Origin of the sequence: Paenibacillus sabuli (genome assembly GCF_014705605.1) — a bacterium.
Classification (GTDB): domain Bacteria; phylum Bacillota; class Bacilli; order Paenibacillales; family Paenibacillaceae; genus Paenibacillus_D; species Paenibacillus_D sabuli.
This window is the reverse complement of the sequence record NZ_JACXIZ010000021.1, coordinates 147,461-169,362: the sequence shown is the minus strand read 5'-3', so window position 1 is coordinate 169,362 and position 21,902 is coordinate 147,461. Positions and strand designations below refer to the sequence as shown.

The following is a 21,902-nucleotide window of genomic DNA, read 5'->3' as shown; positions in this document are numbered from 1 at the left end:
ATTTTGTGCAGCTTTGTCGAATCAACTAGGCAGGAGCAAGGTAGGCCGACAATTCACTAGGAGGTGCACAGATGCCGCTTACACCGCTGGATATACATAATAAGGAATTCGGCCGCAGGCTGCGCGGATACGACGAGGACGAGGTCAACGAGTTTCTCGATCAGGTGATCAAGGACTACGAAGCGATCATTCGGGAAAACAAGGAGCTGCAAAATCAGATTTTGACGCTCCAGGAAAAGCTGGGTCATTTCTCCAACATCGAGGAAACCCTCAGCAAGACGATCATCGTGGCCCAGGAAGCCGCCGACGAAGTGAAGCAGAATGCCAAAAAGGAAGCCCAACTGATCGTCAAAGAGGCGGAGAAAAACGCTGATCGCATCATTAACGATTCGCTGGCCAAGTCGCGCAAAGTGTCGCTGGAGGTCGAGGAGCTGCGCAAGCAAGCATCCATCTACCGCGCCCGTTTTCGCACCTTGGTCGAGGCGCAGCTCGATCTGCTGAGCCACGACGGATGGGATTCGCTGGAGACGGCTTCGAGAGAAGTGGCGACGACCGAGTAGCTTCGTTTGACAAAAGGCGCCGTCCGGCGTATAACTATAAGCATAACGCAAACCATTCGATGACGAGAACGAGTAATGGGCAGGCCAGTCCTCCAGAGAGTCGGCGTAGTGCTGCAAGCCGATGTTCGGGCCGCCGATGAAAATCATCTCCGAGAAGCTGCGCCGAAGCCGGCAGTAAGCGCAGACGGGCGTCTCCCGTTAACGAGACTGCGGATGCATGTCCGTACAGAGCAGCCGTTTGCTTGGCCGTTTCGACAGCCGGGCCAGCGGAATTAGGGTGGTAACGCGAGCAGACCTCGTCCCTTTCGGGAGGAGGTTTTTTTGTTTGTTTTTTACATTCAACGTCAAAGGTGGGATCGTCGCGATGCAGCGTGTCGATGTAAAGGAAAAAGCCCGTGCCCGAGAGCTGCGGGTATTGAACAAATGGAAAGCCGAACAGACCTTCAAAAAGTCGGTGGAGGGTCGCGAGCACGCCCCGAACTTCGTATTCTACGAGGGGCCGCCGACGGCAAATGGCGCGCCGCATATCGGGCATGTGCTCGGCCGGGTGATCAAGGACTTCATCTGCCGTTACAAAACAATGGCGGGCTATCGCGTCGTTCGCAAGGCCGGATGGGATACGCACGGTCTGCCGGTCGAGCTCGGCGTGGAGAAGCAGCTCGGTATCTCGGGCAAGCAAGAAATTGAAAATTATGGAATCGAGCAGTTCGTCAAAAAATGCAAGGACAGCGTATTCGAGTACGAGCGCCAATGGCGCGAGCTGACCGAAGCGATCGCTTACTGGACGGATATGGATCAACCGTACATTACACTGGATAACCGCTACATCGAGAGCGTCTGGCATATCCTCTCGTCCATCCACGGCAAGGGACTGCTCTACCGTGGTCACCGCGTCAGCCCGTACTGCCCGTGCTGTCAGACGACGCTCAGCTCGCACGAGGTGGCGCAGGGCTACGAGACGGTGAAGGATCTGAGCGCGACGGTCAAATTCAAGCTCGTCTCCAGCGGCGAAGCGGTACTGGCCTGGACGACCACGCCCTGGACGCTGCCGGCCAATGTGGCGCTGGCAGTCAATCCGGAGCTGATCTACAGCCGCGTCCGCAAGGACGGAGAGATCTACATTGTCGCGGAAAGCCTGGTGCCGAGCGTGATGGGGGAAGAAGGCGGCTACGAAACGGTCGGCACGCTGAAAGGCGCGGAGCTGGTTGGGGAGGCGTACGAGCCGCCCTTTGCTTATGGCGCCGTCGAGCGCGGTCATGTCGTCATTGCCGGCGACTTCGTCAGCGATACGAGCGGCACCGGAATCGTCCATATCGCGCCCGCTCACGGCGAGGACGATTACCGCGTCGCGCGCGAGACGGGCATCGGCATGCTCAGCGTGGTAGACGCTGCAGGTCGCTATACGGAGGCGGTCACCCCGCTCGCCGGTCGTTTCGTCAAGGATTGCGATGTCGACATCGTAAAAATGCTCAGCGAGCGCGGTCTGTTGTTCGCCAAAGCGCGGTATGAGCACAGCTATCCGTTCTGCTGGCGCTGCAAATCTCCGCTGCTGTATTACGCAACCGAGAGCTGGTTCATCAATACGACGGCGGTCAAGGATCAGCTGATCGCAAACAACAGCAAGGTGGACTGGTACCCGGGCCATCTGCGCGAGGGTCGCTTCGGCAAATTCCTCGAGGATCTGGTGGACTGGAATATCAGCCGCAACCGCTACTGGGGCACGCCGCTCAACGTCTGGGTGTGCGACAGCTGCGGCGACGAATACGCGCCACACAGCCATGCCGACCTGCGCGCCCGCGCGACGACGCCGGTCTCGGAGGATCTCGAGCTGCACAAGCCGTACGTGGACGAGATCAAGCTGGCTTGTCCGCACTGCGAGGACGGCGAGATGACCCGCACGAGCGAGGTGATCGACGTCTGGTTCGACAGCGGCTCGATGCCGTTCGCCCAGCAGCACTATCCGTTCGGCGACAAGCGCCGCTTCGAGGAGCAATATCCTGCGGACATCATCTGCGAGGGCATCGACCAGACACGGGGCTGGTTCTACAGCCTGCTGGCGGTGTCGACGCTGTTCAACGGTCAGGCTCCATACAAGGCGGTCATCTCGACCGGTCATATCCTTGACGAGAACGGACAAAAAATGTCCAAATCCAAGGGCAATGTCATCGACCCGTGGGAAATCATCGAAGCGTACGGCACCGATGCGTTCCGCTGGGCGCTGCTTGCCGACAGCGCGCCGTGGAACAGCAAGCGATTCTCGCACGGCATCGTAGCCGAAGCGAAATCAAAGGTGATCGACACGCTGGTCAACACGCATGCGTTCTATGCGCTGTATGCGACCATTGACGGCTTTGATCCCGACCAGCACACGGCGCGCCGCCCGTCCGGCCGACTTGATCGCTGGATCCTGTCGCGTCTTCATTCGCTCACCCGCCAGGTCGTCAAAGGACTCGAAAGCAACGATTTTTTAAACCCGGCCAAGGCGATCGAGGAATTCGTCGACGAGCTGAGCAACTGGTACATCCGTCGCTCGCGTGACCGCTTCTGGGGCAGCGGGCTGACCGACGACAAGCTGGATGCGTATGTCACGCTGCGCGAGGTGCTGCTCACGACGGCACGGTTGATTGCCCCATATGCGCCGCTGCTGGCCGAGGATATCTTCGGCAATCTGGGGGGCGGCGACAGCGTGCATCTGGCGGATTATCCCGTTGCCGACGATACGCTCGTCGACGAGGCGCTGGAACGCGATATGCTGACGGCGCGCCAGATCGTCGAGCTGGCGCGCAACGTGCGCAACGAGACCGGCGTCAAGACGCGCCAGCCGCTCGCGCAGCTCATCGTCTCGCTGGACCGGACCTTTGATCTTGAGGCGTACGCCGATATTATCCGGGACGAGGTCAATGTCAAGGAGATCGTCGTGCAGCGCGACGATGAGGGGCTGGTCGACTATACGCTCAAGCTGAATCTGAAGCTGGCCGGACGCAAGTACGGCAAGCAGGTCGGGCCGATCCAGGCCAGGCTCAAGGCGTTGACGCCTGATGAGGCCCGGGCCGTCGTGGGCGGCGAGGCGCTCTCCGTCACGACGGCGGATGGAGAGGAGATCGCCGTCGGCGTGGACGAAATGCTGGTCGAAAAAACGGCCAAGTCCGGCTATGCTTCCGCGAGCGGGTACAACATGACGGCAGCGCTCAATACCGACATCACGCCGGAGCTCGTGCAGGAGGGGATGGTGCGCGAGGTGGTGCGCGCCGTGCAGGATACGCGCAAAAAGCTTGACCTGCCGATCGAACGGCACGTCAAGCTGACGCTACGCGTCGACGAGGAGCTGCGCAAGGCGCTGCAAGCCTTCGGCCATGTCCTGCGCGACAACGTGCTGGTCACCGATGTCGTCTTCGCAGATAGCGACGAAGGCATGGAGCAGGTCCAGGCCGGCGACCGCGTGATTGGCATCGCTATCGCGCAGTAAGGCTTTGAGCGTCGGTATGGACTTGTACCGACAGCACTACTCGCCGGACATGTCGATCTCGACCTCGTATTCGCCGCGGTCGATGTAATCGCGGTATTGGCGATTGCGGTAGACAAAGCGGCTAGTGCCGGTCATGTCGGTAGCGACAAAGCTTTCGAGCGGTTCGACGAACCCTTCGTTGTCGTCGGGGTTGCCGCCGAGCTCGTCGTAAAAGTCTTCGACCGGAAATTCCCGCATCGCCGGCGAATCGGAGTTGCCCCAGCTCTCGACCGTCTGCCAGGCGTCCTCGCCGTCGAAGCCGCCCGGACCTCGGCCCGCATCGGGATCGGAACGGCCGAAGGGTGCGGGAGATTCTTCGGCCGGGCGCCGTTCGGAGACGGTGTGACGCGGCGCGTGCTCGACGCAATACAGACTGTCCGGGACCGCTTCGAGCCGCTCCGGATCAATGCGGCGTCCGCAGGCGCGGCAAATGCCGTACGTTCCGGCTTCGAGCGCTTCCAGCGCCTCCTGAATCCGGACAAGGTGCAGCTCCTCTTGCTCCAGCAAGGCAATGTCCTTGCCGCGCTCGTACAGGTCGGTAGCATTGTCGGCCGGATGGTTGTCGTTGGTCGACAGCTCGCCGGTCGACTCCCGCATCGCACTGGCGAGGTTGTAGCTCCGATTTTGGCTCAGCTCACGCTCGAGCCGCTCTTTTTCTTTCGTCAAGCGTTGCTTCAGCTTGCGCTCTGCATTCGTTTCGCCCATGCGCGTCACGCTCCTTTTTATCTCGCTTCCGGATTAGCTTTTGCCTGCCGGGCCGCGGTTAACCCCAGACAAGTGTGGAAGGCCTGGTAAACTGGTCCGCGCCCGGCGGATATGCTACAATATGGACGATCAATCGAATGGAACGAAGACGTTTATTTAGAGGGGGCAGGCAATGAGGTTTTATTACTACTGGATCGCGATGGCCGTGTTCGTCCTTGATTACATCACCAAAAAGATCATCGAGACCCAACTGGAGATCGGCGATAAGCTCTCGATCATCGGCAACTTTTTTATCATTACCTCTCACCGAAATCGGGGAGCGGCCTTTGGCATTCTGCAAGAGCAGACTACGTTTTTTATCCTCATCACGCTCGTCGTGGTCGCGGGCATCTTGACGTATATGTACTTGAATCGCAATTCGGGACGCAAGGTGCTGCTGGTCGGCCTCGGACTGGTGCTGGGCGGCGCGTTCGGCAACTTTTTGGACCGCGCCTTGTACGGCGAGGTCGTCGATTTCCTGCAATTCAATTTTGGCAGCTACACGTTCCCGATCTTCAATGTCGCCGATTCGGGAATCGTCTGCGGCGTCGCGCTGATCATGCTCGACACGGTGCTGTCGATGCGCGACGAAAAAAAAGAAGCGCCCCGCGAGGAAGGAAAGGACAACAACGATGAACCAGACGGAAAGCAGTCAGTATAGCGACGAAGCGGAAGAGTGGGTCGTCTCGGCGGGCGAGTCGGGGGAACGGCTGGACAAGCTGATCGTCGAGCTGGTCAAGGAGGAAGGCGCATCGCGGACGCTCGTGCAAGATTGGATACGCGCCGGCCACGTCGAGGTTAACCAGGCTCCGGCCAAAGCGAACCAGCGACTCGCCGAAGGCGATCAGATTCGGCTGAGCATCCCCGAGCCGCAGCACATCGGCATTGTCCCCGAGGCGATCCCGCTCGATATTGTACACGAGGATGCGGACGTGATCGTGATCAACAAGCCGCGCGGCATGGTCGTCCATCCGGCTCCGGGGCACAGCAGCGGCACGCTGGTCCATGCGTTGATGCATCATTGCGGAGAGCTGCCGCTGATCAATGGCGAGTACAGGCCCGGCATCGTGCATCGGATCGACAAGGACACGACGGGTCTGCTAATGGCGGCCAAAAACGATCGTGCGCATCACCTGCTTTCCGAGCAGCTGCGTTTGCATTCGGTTACGCGCAAATATATTGCCCTGGTACATGGCAATCTGCCGCATGATCAGGGTACGATTGACGCGCCGATCGGCCGCGATCCGAAGGATCGCAAGCTGTTCACGGTAACCGACCGTGCCAGCCGCGACGCGGTGAGTCATTTTCTTGTGCTGGAGCGGCTGGACGATTATACGTTGCTGGAGCTGCAGCTCGAGACCGGGCGCACGCACCAGATTCGGGTGCATATGAAGTATATCGGCTACCCGCTGGCCGGCGATCCGGTATACGGCCGCAGCAAAACGGTGGCGCTGAACGGGCAGGCCCTGCATGCGGCGGTGCTTGGCTTCGACCACCCGTCCGACGGGCGCAGGCTGCAATTCGAGGCGCCGCTCCCCGCCGATTTCGAGCATGTGTTGACTGCGCTGCGCAACCGCTAAGCAACCGCTGAGCAACCGCTGAGCATGCGCAGGAGTGCAAACTTTTCGTTATTTCATGCATTATCAGCTTGCGCCGGCTCGCGTTATGCTGAGAGGTAGGCATAAGAGGCATAACGGGCGTGCGCCTGAAACGAAGATGAACTGAAAGGTGTGGATACAAAAGTGGCAAACATTAACCAACATTATACAGAGCTGCAGGGCAGCTATCTGTTCTCGGAAATCGCAAAACGCCGCACGGCCTTTACGAAGGAAAATCCGGAGGCGAGCATCATCAGCCTCGGCATCGGCGACGTCACGCGCGGCCTTCCGCAGGCCGTCGTAAACGCCATGCATGCGGCCGTGGACGAAATGGCGGAGCCGGGCTCCTTCCGCGGCTACGGTCCGGAGCAAGGCTACGATTTTCTGATCGACGCCATTATTGCAGGCGACTACAAGTCGCGCGGCATCGAGATCGGCACGAATGAAGTGTTTGTCAGCGACGGCTCCAAATGCGACGTCGGCAACATCCAGGAAATTTTCAGCCAAAACAGCTCGGTCGCGGTGCAGGATCCGGTCTACCCGGTCTATGTCGACACCAACGTCATGGCGGGCCGCTCCGGCACGTTCAATAAAGAAACGAATCGCTATACCAACATGACCTACCTGCCGAGCAGCGCGGAGAACGGCTTCAAGCCGAGCCTGCCCGATCGCAAGGTCGATCTGATCTATCTCTGTTACCCGAACAATCCGACCGGCATGACGCTGACCAAGGACGAGCTCAAAAAATGGGTCGATTACGCCAAGGCCAACGACAGCATCATCCTGTACGATTCGGCCTACGAGGCCTATATTCAGGAAGAGGACGTGCCGCACAGCATCTATGAGATCGAAGGCGCCAAGGAAGTGGCCATCGAATTCCGCAGCTTCTCCAAGACGGCCGGCTTCACCGGCGTGCGTTGCGCCTACACGGTCGTGCCCCGCGAGCTTAAGGCTTTTGACGAGGCGGGCAAAGAATACCACGTCAATGACCTGTGGAACCGCCGTCACAGCACGAAATTCAACGGCGTATCCTATGTGACGCAACGCGGCGCTGCAGCCATCTATTCGTCGGAGGGCAAGGCCCAAATTGCGGAGCTGGTCAGCTATTACATGACCAACGCCGCAATCATCCGCGACGGTCTGAAATCGATCGGCCTCGACGTATTCGGCGGCGTGAACGCGCCTTATATCTGGCTGAAAACGCCGCGCGGTCTCGACTCCTGGGCTTTCTTCGACAAGCTGCTGTCCGAAGCCCATATCGTCGGCACCCCGGGCGTGGGCTTCGGTCAGAGCGGACAAGGCTACTTCCGCCTGACGGCCTTCGGCAGCCGCGAAAATACCGAAGCGGCGGTCGAGCGCATTCGCAAGCTGACGCTGTAGCAAAAGATCTTGACTTCTTTTGTCGAACGTGTGATAATTCTTCTAATGCAAACGAAGTACCTTTAATGCAGTCCAGAGAGGCTGTCAAGGTAGCGTAAACAAACGGAGGAACCATCCCTGCTGCGGCGAATGTCCCGGCAAGCTGCGGCTTGCCGGACTTGGCTGCGCACAGGCGCGGTTCGCGCGGAGGCCCATCGCCCTTCCGCGCGTGCACGAGACAAGCTTGCCAGCTTGTCGACGCCTTGCGCCGAGCAGCCGGCACTCCGTCTTGCAAGCTCCTTGCGGTCTGACGCAAGGAGCTTTTTTATGCCAGCTTTCCATAATGGAGGAGGCCCGCCGATGATCGAGGAGCGGCACGTCATCATGGACGAGACAGCGATTCGCCGTGCGCTGACCCGAATTGCGCACGAGATTTTGGAGAAAAACAAAGGCATCGACAACTGCGTATTCGTGGGCATTCGCACGAGGGGCATCTACCTGGCCCGGCGCATCGCCGAGCGCATCCAGAGTATCGAAGGCAAGCCGGTGCAGGTAGGAGAGCTGGACATCACCTCGTATCGGGACGATCGGGGCAGCGTGGGCAATCCCGCGCTGGCGGCAGAGCTGCTGACAGGCCCTTCCGGCCAAGCGGGCGAGCTGTCGATCCAGGACAAGCGCGTGCTGCTCTTCGACGACGTGCTGTTCACCGGGCGCACGATTCGAGCCGCGATGGACGCCCTGATGGACTGCGGCCGGCCGCAGATGATTCAATTGGCGGTGCTGGTCGATCGCGGCCATCGCGAGCTGCCAATCCGGCCTGATTATGTCGGCAAAAATGTGCCGACCGCCAAGCTGGAGGTTATCGAGGTGGCGCTGGACGAGATCGACGGCGCGGACAACGTGACGATTATTCAACAGAGGGGGCAGACCGGATGACTGTAGCACAGGTGAAGCAGCGCAGCTTGCTCGGCTTGAAGGAGCTGGACGGTGAAGAGATCGCAGCTATTTTGGACCGCGCCGCCTATTGGGAGGCGCAGCCGGAGAAGGTTCAGGCAGCCAAGCCGGGCAAATTTGTCGCCAATATGTTTTTTGAAAACAGCACGCGCACCCGATTCTCATTCGAGGTCGCGGAAAAACGGCTCGGCACGGAGGTGCTCAACTTCTCCGCCGCCGTCTCCAGCGTGCAAAAAGGGGAATCGATCTACGACACGGTGCGCACGCTCGAGTCGATGGGCATCGACGCAGGCGTGATTCGGCTGAAGCCGATCGGCGTCCTGGCGGATGTCGCAAGCCGCATTCGGGTGCCGCTCATCAATGCCGGAGACGGCAACAACGAGCACCCGACGCAGGCGCTGCTCGACCTGTACACGATGCGCAAGCAATTCGGGGCGCTCAAGGGGCTGCGCGTCGCCATCGTAGGGGATATCCTGCACAGCCGCGTCGCCCGCTCCAATCTGTGGGGACTGACCAAGCTGGGCGTGCGGGTCGTCTTCTGCGCGCCGGACAACATGCGGGCGCCGGATCTGGATGCTCCGTATGTGACGATCGACGAGGCGCTGCGCGCCGACGTCATCATGATGCTGCGCGTGCAGCTGGAGCGTCACGAGAGCGGCATGATCAGCTCGGCCGAGGAGTATCGGGCCCAATACGGGCTGACCGCGGAGCGGGCGGCGCGCATCGGCGCGCATGCAATTATCATGCACCCGGCGCCGGTCAATCGCAACGTCGAAATCGACGACGAGCTGGTGGAGCACCCGCAATCGCGGATTTTTGCCCAGATGGCCAACGGCGTGCCGATCCGGATGGCGGTCGTCGAGCGGGCGTTGAGTTAACCGGCTTCCGATACAACAGGCGAGAACAGCGCATAATGGAGAGGAGAACGTTCATGACGACGTGGATTATAAACGGCAAGATCTGGAACGAGGCGAGCGGCGGCACGGAGCTGATGCATGTGCGCGTCGAGGAGGGCAGGATCGCCGAGATCACTTCAGAGGCGCCTGCCTCGGGCGACTATGAGGTCGTGGATGCGACCGGCAAGCTGCTGGCGCCGGGACTGATCGATATGCATGTGCATCTGCGCGATCCTGGCTTCGAGCACAAGGAGGACATCGCCACGGGGACGCTGTCGGCGGCCAAGGGCGGGTTCACGACGATCGCCTGCATGCCGAATACGCGGCCGGTCACGGATACGCCGGAGACGGTCAGCTACATCCTGGACAAGGCGCAGCGCGAGGGCGCGGTCAAGGTGCTGCCGTATGCGGCCATTACGAAAAACGAGCTCGGTCGCGAGCTAACGGATTTTGAAGCGCTCAAGGCGGCCGGCGCAATCGGCTTCACCGACGACGGCGTAGGCGTGCAGAGCGCCCAAATGATGAAGGATGCGATGGCGCTGGCCCAATCGCTGGATCGGCCGATCATCGCGCATTGCGAGGACGATTCGCTCGTCGTCGGCGGCTTCGTCAGCGAGGGTGAATTCGCGCGTCGCCACGGGCTGAAGGGTATCCCCAACGAATCCGAGGCGATCCATGTCGGACGCGACATCCTGCTGGCCGAGGCGACCGGCGCGCATTATCACGTCTGCCATGTCAGCACGGAGCAATCGGTGCGCTTGATCCGGCTGGCCAAGCAGCTCGGCATCCGCGTCACGGCCGAGGTGTGCCCGCATCATCTGCTGCTCTCGGACGAGGATATTCCCGGCATGGACCCGAACTGGAAAATGAATCCGCCGCTGCGCACGCCGCGCGACGTCGAGGCGATGATCGGCGCGATCGAGGACGGCACGATCGACATGGTCGTCACCGACCACGCGCCCCACAGCGCCGAGGAGAAGGGCCGCGGCATGGAGCTGGCGCCGTTCGGCATTGTCGGCTTCGAGACGGCCTTCCCGCTGCTCTACTCCCGCTTCGTCGCGACCGGCCGCTGGAGCCTCGGCTTCCTGCTGCGCCGCATGACGAGCGATCCGGCCCGCGTCTTCGGCCTGGACAGCGGGCGCCTGGAGCCGGACGCGCCGGCCGATCTTACTCTGATTGATCTGGACGAGGAGCGCGCCGTCGATCCGGAGACCTTCGTCTCCAAGGGCAAGAACACGCCGTTCGGCGGATGGAAGCTGCAAGGCTGGCCGGTGCTGACGATGGTCGGCGGACGCGTCGTCTGGCGCGAGGCGCAATAATCGCGCAGCCGGGTCGCGAAGACCGCGGACGCAGGAGCGACAGGAGAGACTTGACATCGGCAGCATGCCGATACACGATAACCAGCATCATACCCAAGGAGTGATACGCATGCAGGCAAGACTGTTGTTGGAAGACGGGACGCTGTTCACCGGGCGTTCGTTCGGCGCGGAAGGTCAGACCTTCGGCGAGGTCGTGTTCAATACCGGCATCACCGGCTATCAGGAGGTGCTCTCCGACCCGTCCTATTGCGGACAGATCGTGACGATGACCTACCCGCTGATCGGCAATTACGGCATCACGCGCGACGACTTCGAGGCGGTGCGGCCGTACATTCACGGCTTCGTCGTGCGCCGTCACGAGCCGGTGCCGAGCAACTGGCGCGCGGAATATTCGATTGACAATCTGCTCAAGGAATACGAGATTCCGGGCATCAGCGATATCGACACGCGCATGCTGACCCGCAAGCTGCGCCATCACGGCACGATGAAGGGCATCCTCACGACCGGCGGCGAATCGACAGAGGAGCTGCTGGCGCATATGGGCACCAAGCCGCTCATGCGCGACCAGGTGCAGCGGACCTCGACGCCGCATGTCTTCTCCAGCCCGGGCGAGGGCGAGCGTATCGTGCTGATCGACTACGGCGCCAAGAGCGGCATCCTGCGCGAGCTGACCAAGCGCGGCTGCGATGTCGTCGTCGTCCCGCACGACACGACGGCCGAGCAGATCCGCCGTCTCAATCCGGACGGCATCCAGCTCTCCAATGGCCCCGGCGACCCCAAGGACGCGCCGGAATCGGTGGCGACGCTGCGCGAGCTGATCGGCGAATACCCGATCTTCGGCATCTGTCTCGGCCACCAGCTGTTCGCGCTGGCCTGCGGCGCCGACACGACCAAGCTGAAGTTCGGCCATCGCGGCGGCAATCACCCGGTCAAGGAGCTGGCCAGCGGCCGCTGCTATATCACTTCGCAGAACCACGGCTATACCGTGCTGAAGGATTCGATCGAGGGCACGGGATTGTCCGTCACCCATATCAACAACAACGACCGCACAATCGAAGGGCTGAAGCATGACACGCATCCGGCATTCTCGGTGCAATATCATCCGGAAGCCGCTCCGGGTCCGTTCGACTCGGGCTACCTGTTCGACGAATTCCTGGAAATGATCCGCGAGCACAAGCGCAGCCATCCGCGCAAGGCGCGCCAGGCCGAGCTGTCCGAAACGCTGAAAGGGGAGCTGCTGTATGCCCAAAAATGAGAAGCTGAAAAAGATCCTCGTCATCGGCTCCGGTCCGATCGTCATCGGACAAGCCGCGGAGTTCGACTATGCCGGTACCCAGGCCTGTCAGGCGCTCAAGGAAGAGGGCATGGAGGTCGTCCTGATCAACAGCAACCCTGCGACGATCATGACCGATACGAATATGGCCGACAAGGTGTACATTGAGCCCATCACGCTCGACTTCGTCTCCCAGATCATCCGTCAGGAGCGTCCGGACGGCCTGCTGCCGACGCTCGGCGGCCAGACCGGCCTCAATATGGCGGTCGAGCTGGCCCGCGACGGCGTACTGGAGCGCGAGAACGTCAAGCTGCTCGGTACGCAGCTGACGGCCATCGAGAAGGCCGAGGACCGCGACCTGTTCCGCGAGCTGATGCGCGAGTTGGAGCAGCCGGTGCCGGAGAGCACGATCGTCACGACGATCGCCGAAGCCGTCGAATTCGCGAATACGATCGGCTATCCGATCATCGTCCGTCCGGCCTATACGCTCGGCGGTACGGGCGGCGGCATCTGCGCCAATGAAGAAGAACTGCTCGAAATCGTCGCTTCCGGCTTGCGCTACAGCCCGATCGGTCAGTGTCTGGTCGAGAAGAGCATCGCCGGCATGAAGGAAGTCGAGTATGAGGTCATGCGCGACGCGGCGGACAACTGCATCGTCGTCTGCAACATGGAGAACTTCGACCCGGTGGGCGTGCATACGGGCGACAGCATCGTCGTCGCGCCGAGCCAGACGCTCTCCGACCGCGAGTATCAGATGCTGCGCTCGGCGTCGCTGAAGATCATTCGCGCGCTCAACATCGAAGGCGGCTGCAACGTCCAGTTCGCGCTCGATCCGCACAGCTATCAGTACTATGTCATCGAGGTCAATCCGCGGGTCAGCCGCTCGTCGGCGCTTGCTTCCAAGGCGACCGGCTACCCGATCGCCAAGATGGCCGCCAAGATCGCCATCGGCTATACGCTCGACGAGATTGTCAATCCGGTCACGGGCCAGACCTATGCCTGCTTCGAGCCGACGCTCGACTACATTGTCTCCAAGATTCCGCGCTGGCCGTTCGACAAGTTCATCTCCGCCAATCGCAAGCTCGGCACGCAGATGAAGGCGACGGGCGAGGTGATGGCGATCGGCCGCACCTTCGAGGAGTCGATTCACAAGGCGGTGCGTTCGCTGGAGATCGGCGTGCATCGGCTGCATGTCCAGGAGCTCGAGGCGCTGGACGACGCCGTCATGCGCACGCGCCTGCAAAAGCCGGACGACGAGCGGATGTTCCTCGTCGCGGAGGCGTTCCGCCGCGGTTACACCCTGCAGGATATCCAGGATCTGACGAGTATCGACTGGTGGTTCCTGGACAAGATCGAGCGCATCGTGCAATTCGAGCGCACGATTGCCGAAGAAGCGACGCTCTCGGAGGAGACGCTCTACACGGCCAAGCGGATGGGCTTCAGCGACCGCTCGATCGCCGAGCTGCGCAGCTCGGGCAAGGCGGGCTCGCTGACGACGGAGCAGGAGATCCGCACGCACCGCCAGGCCTCCGGTCTGAAGCCGGTGTACAAAATGGTCGATACGTGCGCGGCCGAATTCGAGGCGACGACGCCTTATTATTACTCGACGTACGAGACTGAGAACGAGGTGACGCCGACGACCAAGGAGAAGGTGCTGGTGCTCGGCTCCGGTCCGATCCGGATCGGCCAGGGCATCGAGTTCGACTACTCCACGGTGCACGCAGTCTGGGCCATCCAGGACGCGGGCTACGAGGCGGTCATTATTAACAACAACCCGGAGACGGTCTCGACCGACTTCAATACGTCGGACCGGCTGTACTTCGAGCCGCTCTTCTTCGAGGACGTGATGAACGTCATCGAGCAGGAGCAGCCGCTCGGCGTCATCGTGCAGTTCGGCGGGCAGACGGCGATCAATCTGGCGGCGCCGCTGGCCAAGGCGGGCGTGCGCATCCTCGGCTCCAGTCTGGAATCGATCGACGCAGCCGAGGACCGCAAAAAATTCGAGGCGCTGCTGCGCAGTCTCGAGATCGCCCAGCCTGATGGCAAGACCGTCATCTCGGTCGACGAGGCGGTCAGCACGGCCGATTCGCTCGGCTATCCGGTGCTCGTCCGGCCGTCCTATGTGCTCGGGGGACGGGCGATGGAGATCGTCTACTCCGACACGGAGCTGCTCAGCTACATGGAGCAGGCGGTCAAGATCAATCCGGAGCATCCGGTGCTGATCGACCGCTACATGCTCGGCAAGGAGGCAGAGGTCGACGCGATCTGCGACGGCGAGACGGTGCTCATCCCGGGCATCATGGAGCATGTCGAGCGCGCGGGCGTGCACTCCGGCGACTCGATCGCGGTCTATCCGCCGCAATCGCTGTCCGAGGACATCAAGCGGCAGATCGTCGACATCACGATCAGCATTGCCAAGGCGCTCAAGGTGATTGGCCTGGTCAACATCCAGTTCGTCATCTTTCAGGATCAGGTGTATGTCATTGAGGTCAACCCGCGCTCCTCGCGCACGGTGCCGTTCCTCAGCAAGGTGACGAACATCCCGATGGCGAATCTGGCGACGAAGGCGATCCTCGGCACGAAGCTGGCTTCGCTCGGCTATACCGACGGACTGTGGCCGGAGGACGACTTTGTTTCGGTCAAGGTGCCGGTCTTCTCCTTCGCCAAGCTGCGCCGCGTCGATCCGACGCTGACGCCGGAGATGAAGTCAACCGGCGAGGTCATGGGCCGCGACGCGCAATATGCGAAGGCGCTCTACAAGGGACTGCTCGGCGCGGGCATGCGCATTCCGCAGGCCGGCGGCATCATCGCCACGGTCGCCGACAAGGACAAGGAAGAAGCGATCGAGATTTTGCGCGGCTTCTACGAGCTCGGATACAACCTGATCGCCACCGGCGGCACGGCGCGCGCGCTGGAGGAGGCGGGCATGCACGTCACTCGCGTGAACAAGCTGAGCGAGGGGGCGCCGAACATTCTTGATCTGATTCGACTGGGGCAGGCGCACTTCGTCGTCAATACGCTGACCAAGGGCAAGACGCCGGAGCGCGACGGATTCCGTATCCGCCGCGAAGCAGTAGAGAACGGCGCTGTCTGCATGACCTCGCTGGATACGGTACGAGCGCTGCTGAAGATGCTGGAGACGATCAATTTCTCCTCGCGTCCGATGCCGGTGCTGCAGAAGTAAGTTCAGACGAGCGGCCTGCGGCCGTCGCCGCCCAGATAGACCGGGCCCGGCGGCCGCATGGCCGCCCTTGCATGTCCGCATGCGTAATGGATTGTGTAGACGGAGGAGGTTCACTCATGCAACTGACCAAAGCGGAGGCGGCCGGCAAAATTATGGTCGCGCTCGATTATCCGACAACGGATGCTGCTGCGGCGCTCGTGCAAGCGCTGCGCGGCATTCCGTGCTGGCTCAAGGTCGGCATGCAGCTGTATTATGCGGCGGGTCCATCATTTGTGGCGCAGCTCAAGGAGCAGGGCTACGCGGTGTTCCTGGATCTGAAGCTGCATGATATCCCCAATACGGTCAAAGGCGCTTCTGAGGTCATCACGCGGCTCGGCGTCGACCTGTTCAACGTGCACGCCGCCGGCGGCGTGCGCATGATGGAGGCCGCGCTGGAAGGCGTCGACCGCGCACGCGCCGGCTCTGCCGGAGGCGCGCCTCCGCAGGTGATCGGCGTGACGCAGTTGACGAGCACGAGCCGCGAAACGCTCAACGAGGAGATCGGCATTGCTGGGACGGTGGAGGACTGCGTCGTGCGCTATGCGCAGCTCGCGCATCGAGCGGGACTGAGCGGCGTCGTCGCCTCTCCGCTCGAGGTGCAGGCGGTCAAGACGGCCTGCGGCCGCGCATTTCGCACAGTCACGCCCGGCATTCGTCCCGCCGGCGCCGAGGCGGGCGACCAGTCGCGAATCATGACACCGCAGCAGGCGCTGGCCTGCGGCACGGACTATATGGTGATCGGGCGTCCGATCACCGGCGCGCCCGATCCGCGCGAAGCGCTGCAATCCATTATTGAGGAGCTGGTATAAGATGCGTACAACGACTGCACAATTGCCCAAAGCCATCGCCGAAAAGCTGCTGGAGATCGGCGCGGTCACCTTGCGTCCGCGCGAGCCGTTCACGTGGGCTTCGGGAATGAAATCGCCGATCTATTGCGACAATCGGCTGACGATGTCGTATCCGCCGGTGCGCGAGCTGATCGCAGACGGCTTCGCCGCGCTCATTCGCGAGCGCTATCCGGCCGCCGAGGTCGTCGGCGGCACGGCGACCGGCGCGATTCCGCATGCGGCCTGGGCAGCCCAAAAGCTGGAGCTGCCGATGATTTACATTCGCGACAAGGCGAAGGGGCACGGCAAGCAAAATCTGATCGAGGGCAAGCTCGAGCCGGGCCAGAAGGTCGTCGTCATCGAGGATCTGATCTCGACCGGCGGCAGCTCGCTCAAGGCCGCGCAGGCGGTGCGCGAGGCCGGCGGCATCGTGCTCGCGGTCGTCGCCATCTTCACGTATCAGTTTGAAGTGGCGGAGCAAGCGTTCAAGTCCGAGGAGATTCCGCTCGCGACGCTCTCCGATTATACGGCGCTGGTGGGCGCGGCCGAGGCGATGGGCAAGATTGGCGGCGACGACGCGGCGCTCCTGCAATCGTGGCGGGCCAACCCACAAAGCTACGGCGTCTAAACAAGGCGCAACAAGGCAATGGCATACGCCAATCCGATCGGCCTTCGCTTCATGGCGAAGGTCTTTTTTTATATGGACGGCGGCGCAAGTTTCGCCTTGATCAAAAATAGCGAATTTTGTTGAAAAGAATTGGCTGTATCGCATAAATTTTCGTAACCTTTACCGGGTGTGCACCGTCTATACTTGTAGAATGAAAATTTTCTCATCTCGATTCAAAGCAGAAAGGAGGGAAGCGCTACATATGGGGTGGCTGCGCAAAAAAGCCGGACGGGCGGAGACCGGGGAACGGTCCCGACCACGCGGCACGGAATCGCAAGCAACGGAAAACGTACAAGCCGGTGAGGCGACTGCCGAACTGGAGACGGCCGCGGCAAGCGCTGCGGCCGCGGGCATGCGTCCGGAGCCGGAAGGCGTACTGATGCGCGTCAACGAGGTGGAGCGTACGTTCCAGGTAGGCGGACGACCGCTGCATGTGCTCAAGGGCATCAACATGCAGATTGATTATCGCCGCCTGATCATGCTGCGCGGCCGATCCGGCTCGGGCAAGACGACGCTGATGAATCTGATCGGAGGGCTCGATCAGCCGACCAAGGGCGAGATCTGGTTCGACGATCGGCCGCTGCACAAGCTTGGCGATACCAGGCGAACCCTGATCCGACGCAAGGAAATTGGATTTATTTTTCAAGCCTACGCTCTGATGCCGCTGCTCTCGGCCTATGAGAACGTCGAGCTGACGTTGCGGATGGCCGGGGTGTCGCGGAGCGAATGGAAAACTCGCGTACCCGAAGTGCTGGAGCTGGTCGGACTCGGCAAGCGGATGCATCACCGGCCGTTCGAGCTGTCCGGGGGCGAGCAGCAGCGGGTAGCGATTGCCAAAGCGATCGCGCATCGGCCGCGGCTGCTGCTAGCCGACGAGCCGACGGCCGAGCTCGATTCTCAAATGTCGGCTCAAATCATGGCCGTCTTTCAAAACATTATACAATTGGAACGCGTTACGATCTGCATGACCACGCATGATCCGACGATTTTGGAGGTAGCTGACCATGTCTATGAAATGGTGGACGGAAAATTCAACGGTTAAAGGCCGCTTGCGCCGGGGCGCGCTGGCGTTTACGCTCGGCGCTGCCCTGCTCGCGGCCAGCGGCTGCGCGCTGCTGCCGGACGAGCCGGATGAGGAGGTGCTGCCCGAAATCACGCCGCCGCAAATTTCGCAAAAACCGGAATACGAGGTGACGACGACCACCCTGGAAACGAAAGTGTCGGGGACGGGCAAGCTGATGTCCACACAGGAAGAAACGATCTATTTCACTCTGGAAGGCAAACGGCTCAAAACGCTGGCGGTCGAGCTCGGGGACGCAGTGCAGGCCGGACAGCTGATCGGCGAGCTGGATGTGGAGGATATGCAAAAAGAGCTGACGATGCAAAAGCTGCAATTCCGCACCAATGAAATCGAAATGAAGGAACTGCTGCGCAAACGGGATGAGATGGACGCGATCGAGTTCGAGAAGGCGGTGATCGCCTTCGAGGAAGCGAGACAGCAGATCGTCGATCGCGAGACCGAGCTCGGCAAAGCCGCGCTGTATGCGCCGTTCGCCGGCACGGTCGTGTCTCTGCCGGTGCAGAAGGGCGATGCTATCACCGCCTACGAGCCGGTAGCCGTCATTGCGGATACAAGTGATTTGGCCGTGGCCGTCTCCATATCGAAGGAACGTCTGGAGCAAGTCGCCGTCGGTATGCCTGTGACGGTCGATATCAACAACGCGGGCAGTTTTACCGGAAAGGTCAAGTCGTTGCCGGTGCCCAAGGAGGACAGCGGCAACAACGGACAGAATCCCGGGAACAACGCGCCCGAGCGGCCCGAGCATTTTTTGCTCGTCGTGCTGGACGAGGCGCTGCCCGAAGACGTGACCAGAGGCACGCCGCTCTCGGCGAGCGTCATTACCAAGCGGACCGAAAATGCAATTGTCATCCCTTCGGCGGCGCTGCGCTCGATTGGTTCGCGCACGTATGTGCAGGTGGCCGACGAGCAGGGCAAGCGCGAGGTCGACGTCGCAGTCGGGCAGCAGACGGCGACGCAGGTGGAGATCCTGGAAGGCTTGACGCCCGGCCAGAAAGTCGTAGGTCGATAAGCGATGGGAATTTTGCGGTTTTTGTTCCGCAAGATGTGGAACACGCGCTGGATGACGATCAGCACGCTGGCGGGCTTGATTGTCGCTGTCGCATTTGCGACGAGTATCCCGATGTATGCCGACGGAGCGCTCAAGCGGGTCGTTGCGTCTTCGCTTGAGGAAAATAGCGACGGCTTGCCGGCCGGCTCGCTGTTGATGCGCTACCAGGCGATCGGCGGGGAGACGACCAATCTGGATGCGCTGGAGAAAGTGCGGAATTACATAAGCGAAGACGTGCCCGGCCTGATCGGCTTTTCTCAGAACGGTCTCATCGAGACGCTGCTGCTGCGCAGCACCGAGGTCACGCCGGAGGATCCGTCCAAGGTGGACGCGAGCCGCATGCGTCAGATGTCCATGATGGCGATGAGCGGCTTGCCGGACAAGGCCGAGCTGGCGCAAGGCCGCTGGTTCACGGACACCAAAGCCAAGGACGGAATGATTGAGGCGGTCATCCTGGAGGAAGGCATGTACCGCAACGATATTCATATTGGCGATGTGTTTGAATACCCGATTCGCAGCGGTCTGAATCTCACGCTGCGGGTCAAGATCGTCGGCGCCTACAACCCGGTCAGTCCGACTGATCCGTTCTGGTATCAGGGGCTGGAGGGGCTTATGAACGGGCTGCAGATCTCGCCGGTTGCCTTCGACGGCCTGATGCATGATGAGCAGGTGCCGATTCATACGGCGAACTGGTTTTATGCCTTTGACTTGGGCGAGATCAAAACGAGCGATCTGTCGCCGCTCGGACGCACGCTGGAGCGGCTGCATATCGATTTGTATCAACAATTGCCAAACACGCGGGTGGAAATATCGTTTGCCCCGCTGCTGGCCGATTTCAAGCAACAGGGCCTGCAGCTGCAGACGATGCTGTTCACGCTCGCTGCGCCGATGCTGGCGATGGTGTTTTACTTCATCGCGATGAACGCGAGACAGGCGCTCGACAAGCAGCGCAGCGACATTGCGGTGCTGCGCAGCCGCGGCGCCGGCACGCGCCAGATCATCTGGATTTATTTGCTGGAGGGGCTGCTGCTCGGCGCGGTCGCGCTCGCGCTGGGGCCGCTGCTCGGCTGGTTTATGGCCAAGAGCATCGGCTCGGCGAACGGCTTTCTGTCGTTCGTGGACCGCAAGGCGATCCCGGTCGGCTTCTCCACCGAGGCGGCGATTGCGGGGGGCGCGGCGGTGCTGCTGGCCATCCTGGCGACGGTCATTCCGGCGATCGTGTACGCTCGCTCTTCGATCGTCGGCTACAAGCAGGAGCTGGCTCGGGGCGATCGCAGCCCGTTCTGGCAGCGCTGGTTCCTGGACGTCGCGCTGCTCGGGCTGGCCGGCTACGGCTGGTACCTGTTCAACGAGCGGCAGATGCTCACCTTTCAGACGGGCATGACGACCGATCAGCTGAATGTGCAGCCGTTTTTGTTCTTTGTGCCTGCGCTCGCCATCTTTGCGCTCGGACTCGTATTCCTGCGCGTCTTCCCATGGCTGCTCAAGCTCTTCAATCTCATGGGCAAAAAGCTGCTGCCCGTGCCGGTCTATCTGACGCTGACCCAGCTGTCGCGCTCGATGAAGGCGTACTATCCGCTCATGATTCTGCTCGTCCTGACGCTCGGACTCGGCGTCTACAACGCGTCCGCGGCGCGGACGATCGATCTCAACTCGACGGAGCGGACGCTGTATAAGTACGGCACGGACGTCATCATCAGCACGGTGTGGGAAGGTCAGCCGGAGCTGCCGCCCCCTTCGCAGGGCGGCGGGGGCTCGGGCGGAGGAGAAGGCGGCGAGGGCGGAGGCGGCAATCCGGGGAATCCCGGCAACCCGGGCGGCCAGCCGCAGGCACCGGTCAACATCATCTATCCGGAGGAGCCGCCGTTTGAAGTCTTCCGCACACTGGACGGCGTCGAGGCGGCGGCCAAGGTGCTCCAGACACGGGCGAACATGGTCGTCTCCGGCAGCTCGATCGGCCAGGGCATGGTGATGGGCATCCAGAACACTGAATTCGCGCAAGTCGCCTGGATGCCTCAGGATCTGTATCCGGCGCATCCGCGCGCCTATCTCAATGCGCTCGGCAAGTATACGGCGAATGCGGCTCTCATTCCGACGAGCGTGGCCGAGCGCTATCAGCTCAAGACGGGCGACGTCATCTCGGCCGGCATCGGCGAGCGGCTGCTCGAATTCGTCATTGTCGGCATTTTGCCGTACTGGCCGTCGCAGTACCCGGATCAAGCGCCGTTCCTGATTGCCAATCTCGACTACATCTACGACGAGGTGCCGATGATCCCGTACGAGGTGTGGCTCAAGATGAAAGATGGCGCCAGCACCGCTGCGGTCATGCAAGAGTTGACCGATGCGGGCATCGAGCTGGCCTCGGTCGAGGATGTGCGGATCGAGCTGGCGAGTCAGTCCAAGCACCCGACGCGCGGCGGCGTGTTCGGCATTCTGAGTCTCGGCTTCCTCGTCTCGGTCATCGTCTCGCTGGCAGGGTACGTGCTGTACTGGTTCTTCAATCTGTCGGGCCGGGTCGTACAGTTCGGCGTGCTGCGCGCGATGGGACTCTCGCGCAAGCAGTTGACCGGGATGCTGCTGCTGGAACAGGTATTCACCGCAGGACTGGCGATCGTGCTGGGCATCGCGATCGGCCGGGTGACGAGCCTCTTGTTCCTGCCGTTCCTGCAGACGACGGGCAACGCCGACAGCGCGGTGCCGCCGTTCCGTGTGACCTTCGACCAGCAGGATACCGTGCAGCTCTACATCGTCGTCGGCGTGATGATGCTGATCGGCGCGGTCATGCTGCTGCTGCACATCCGCAGACTGCGCGTGCATCAGGCGGTCAAAATGGGAGAGGAGCGCTAGG

16 protein-coding genes and 1 other annotated feature are annotated in these 21,902 nt (G+C 61.4%); of the genes, 15 read left to right on the top strand and 1 reads right to left on the bottom strand.

Going from position 1 to position 21,902, the window contains the following annotated elements; all coding sequences use genetic code 11:
* The first annotated feature begins 71 nt into the window (after positions 1–71).
* Together IDH44_RS13810 and ileS are read left to right on the top strand one after the other, a co-directional pair.
* Positions 72–560 carry a DivIVA domain-containing protein gene (locus IDH44_RS13810; RefSeq protein ID WP_190918520.1) on the top strand — a complete coding sequence of 163 codons (489 nt, stop codon included), beginning with the start codon at positions 72–74 and terminating at the stop codon, positions 558–560.
* Between the two features lie 50 nt (positions 561–610).
* Positions 611–867 (top strand) — a binding site (T-box leader).
* 57 nt (positions 868–924) lie between these two features.
* Positions 925–4,026, top strand: coding sequence for an isoleucine--tRNA ligase (ileS, locus tag IDH44_RS13805; RefSeq protein ID WP_190918579.1), 3,102 nt, complete (start codon positions 925–927; stop codon positions 4,024–4,026).
* Positions 4,027–4,062: 36 nt separating this feature from the next.
* Here the strand turns inward: ileS and IDH44_RS13800 are convergent, their stop codons facing one another.
* On the bottom strand, positions 4,063–4,770 hold the full coding sequence (locus IDH44_RS13800; RefSeq protein ID WP_190918518.1) for a TraR/DksA C4-type zinc finger protein: 708 nt from the start codon (positions 4,768–4,770) through the stop codon (positions 4,063–4,065).
* Positions 4,771–4,942: 172 nt separating this feature from the next.
* Between IDH44_RS13800 and lspA the strand changes: the two genes are divergently transcribed.
* From lspA to IDH44_RS13735, 13 genes are all read left to right on the top strand, one after another.
* On the top strand, positions 4,943–5,470 hold the full coding sequence (gene lspA, locus IDH44_RS13795) for a signal peptidase II (protein WP_190918516.1): 528 nt from the start codon (positions 4,943–4,945) through the stop codon (positions 5,468–5,470).
* Complete coding sequence (locus IDH44_RS13790) at positions 5,442–6,389, top strand: RluA family pseudouridine synthase (RefSeq protein ID WP_190918514.1); 948 nt, start codon at positions 5,442–5,444, stop codon at positions 6,387–6,389. The genes lspA and IDH44_RS13790 overlap by 29 nt, the downstream gene beginning before the upstream one ends.
* A gap of 162 nt (positions 6,390–6,551) precedes the next feature.
* Positions 6,552–7,787: an LL-diaminopimelate aminotransferase gene (locus IDH44_RS13785; RefSeq protein ID WP_190918512.1), complete on the top strand. Its 1,236-nt coding sequence runs from the start codon at positions 6,552–6,554 to the stop codon at positions 7,785–7,787.
* A gap of 339 nt (positions 7,788–8,126) precedes the next feature.
* Positions 8,127–8,702 carry a bifunctional pyr operon transcriptional regulator/uracil phosphoribosyltransferase PyrR gene (gene pyrR / locus IDH44_RS13780; RefSeq protein WP_223869654.1) on the top strand — a complete coding sequence of 192 codons (576 nt, stop codon included), beginning with the start codon at positions 8,127–8,129 and terminating at the stop codon, positions 8,700–8,702.
* Entirely contained in the window at positions 8,699–9,598 is a 900-nt protein-coding gene (locus IDH44_RS13775; RefSeq protein WP_190918510.1) for an aspartate carbamoyltransferase catalytic subunit, read from the top strand. Before pyrR ends, IDH44_RS13775 begins: the two co-directional genes overlap by 4 nt.
* 53 nt (positions 9,599–9,651) lie before the next feature.
* Positions 9,652–10,935: a dihydroorotase gene (locus IDH44_RS13770; protein ID WP_190918508.1), complete on the top strand. Its 1,284-nt coding sequence runs from the start codon at positions 9,652–9,654 to the stop codon at positions 10,933–10,935.
* A 109-nt stretch (positions 10,936–11,044) separates the two neighbouring features.
* Positions 11,045–12,190 carry a carbamoyl phosphate synthase small subunit gene (locus IDH44_RS13765; protein WP_190918507.1) on the top strand — a complete coding sequence of 382 codons (1,146 nt, stop codon included), beginning with the start codon at positions 11,045–11,047 and terminating at the stop codon, positions 12,188–12,190.
* Positions 12,177–15,392 carry a carbamoyl-phosphate synthase large subunit gene (gene carB, locus IDH44_RS13760; protein ID WP_190918505.1) on the top strand — a complete coding sequence of 1,072 codons (3,216 nt, stop codon included), beginning with the start codon at positions 12,177–12,179 and terminating at the stop codon, positions 15,390–15,392. The genes IDH44_RS13765 and carB overlap by 14 nt, the downstream gene beginning before the upstream one ends.
* 116 nt (positions 15,393–15,508) lie before the next feature.
* Positions 15,509–16,240 carry an orotidine-5'-phosphate decarboxylase gene (pyrF, locus tag IDH44_RS13755; RefSeq protein WP_190918503.1) on the top strand — a complete coding sequence of 244 codons (732 nt, stop codon included), beginning with the start codon at positions 15,509–15,511 and terminating at the stop codon, positions 16,238–16,240.
* A 1-nt stretch (position 16,241) separates the two neighbouring features.
* Positions 16,242–16,886 (top strand): orotate phosphoribosyltransferase, encoded by a 645-nt coding sequence (pyrE, locus tag IDH44_RS13750; protein WP_190918501.1) that lies wholly within the window; start codon positions 16,242–16,244, stop codon positions 16,884–16,886.
* A 391-nt stretch (positions 16,887–17,277) separates the two neighbouring features.
* Complete coding sequence (locus tag IDH44_RS13745) at positions 17,278–17,967, top strand: ABC transporter ATP-binding protein (protein ID WP_190918575.1); 690 nt, start codon at positions 17,278–17,280, stop codon at positions 17,965–17,967.
* Positions 17,930–19,015, top strand: a complete 1,086-nt coding sequence (locus IDH44_RS13740; RefSeq protein WP_190918499.1) for an efflux RND transporter periplasmic adaptor subunit — start codon at positions 17,930–17,932, stop codon at positions 19,013–19,015. Before IDH44_RS13745 ends, IDH44_RS13740 begins: the two co-directional genes overlap by 38 nt.
* 3 nt (positions 19,016–19,018) lie before the next feature.
* Positions 19,019–21,901: an ABC transporter permease gene (locus IDH44_RS13735; protein WP_190918497.1), complete on the top strand. Its 2,883-nt coding sequence runs from the start codon at positions 19,019–19,021 to the stop codon at positions 21,899–21,901.
* Position 21,902: the final 1 nt, after the last annotated feature.

What these genes read in the sequence shown, in the direction of transcription:
- IDH44_RS13770 (WP_190918508.1), top strand. Translation starts at nt 9,652, where the DNA reads ATGACGACGTGGATTATAAACGGCAAGATCTGGAACGAGGCGAGCGGC.
- IDH44_RS13790 (WP_190918514.1), top strand. Translation starts at nt 5,442, where the DNA reads ATGAACCAGACGGAAAGCAGTCAGTATAGCGACGAAGCGGAAGAGTGG.
- IDH44_RS13775 (WP_190918510.1), top strand. Translation starts at nt 8,699, where the DNA reads ATGACTGTAGCACAGGTGAAGCAGCGCAGCTTGCTCGGCTTGAAGGAG.
- IDH44_RS13800 (WP_190918518.1), bottom strand. Translation starts at nt 4,770, where the DNA reads ATGGGCGAAACGAATGCAGAGCGCAAGCTGAAGCAACGCTTGACGAAA.
- IDH44_RS13810 (WP_190918520.1), top strand. Translation starts at nt 72, where the DNA reads ATGCCGCTTACACCGCTGGATATACATAATAAGGAATTCGGCCGCAGG.
- IDH44_RS13745 (WP_190918575.1), top strand. Translation starts at nt 17,278, where the DNA reads ATGCGTCCGGAGCCGGAAGGCGTACTGATGCGCGTCAACGAGGTGGAG.
- lspA (WP_190918516.1), top strand. Translation starts at nt 4,943, where the DNA reads ATGAGGTTTTATTACTACTGGATCGCGATGGCCGTGTTCGTCCTTGAT.
- pyrE (WP_190918501.1), top strand. Translation starts at nt 16,242, where the DNA reads ATGCGTACAACGACTGCACAATTGCCCAAAGCCATCGCCGAAAAGCTG.
- IDH44_RS13765 (WP_190918507.1), top strand. Translation starts at nt 11,045, where the DNA reads ATGCAGGCAAGACTGTTGTTGGAAGACGGGACGCTGTTCACCGGGCGT.
- ileS (WP_190918579.1), top strand. Translation starts at nt 925, where the DNA reads ATGCAGCGTGTCGATGTAAAGGAAAAAGCCCGTGCCCGAGAGCTGCGG.
- IDH44_RS13735 (WP_190918497.1), top strand. Translation starts at nt 19,019, where the DNA reads ATGGGAATTTTGCGGTTTTTGTTCCGCAAGATGTGGAACACGCGCTGG.
- pyrR (WP_223869654.1), top strand. Translation starts at nt 8,127, where the DNA reads ATGATCGAGGAGCGGCACGTCATCATGGACGAGACAGCGATTCGCCGT.
- pyrF (WP_190918503.1), top strand. Translation starts at nt 15,509, where the DNA reads ATGCAACTGACCAAAGCGGAGGCGGCCGGCAAAATTATGGTCGCGCTC.
- IDH44_RS13740 (WP_190918499.1), top strand. Translation starts at nt 17,930, where the DNA reads ATGTCTATGAAATGGTGGACGGAAAATTCAACGGTTAAAGGCCGCTTG.
- carB (WP_190918505.1), top strand. Translation starts at nt 12,177, where the DNA reads ATGCCCAAAAATGAGAAGCTGAAAAAGATCCTCGTCATCGGCTCCGGT.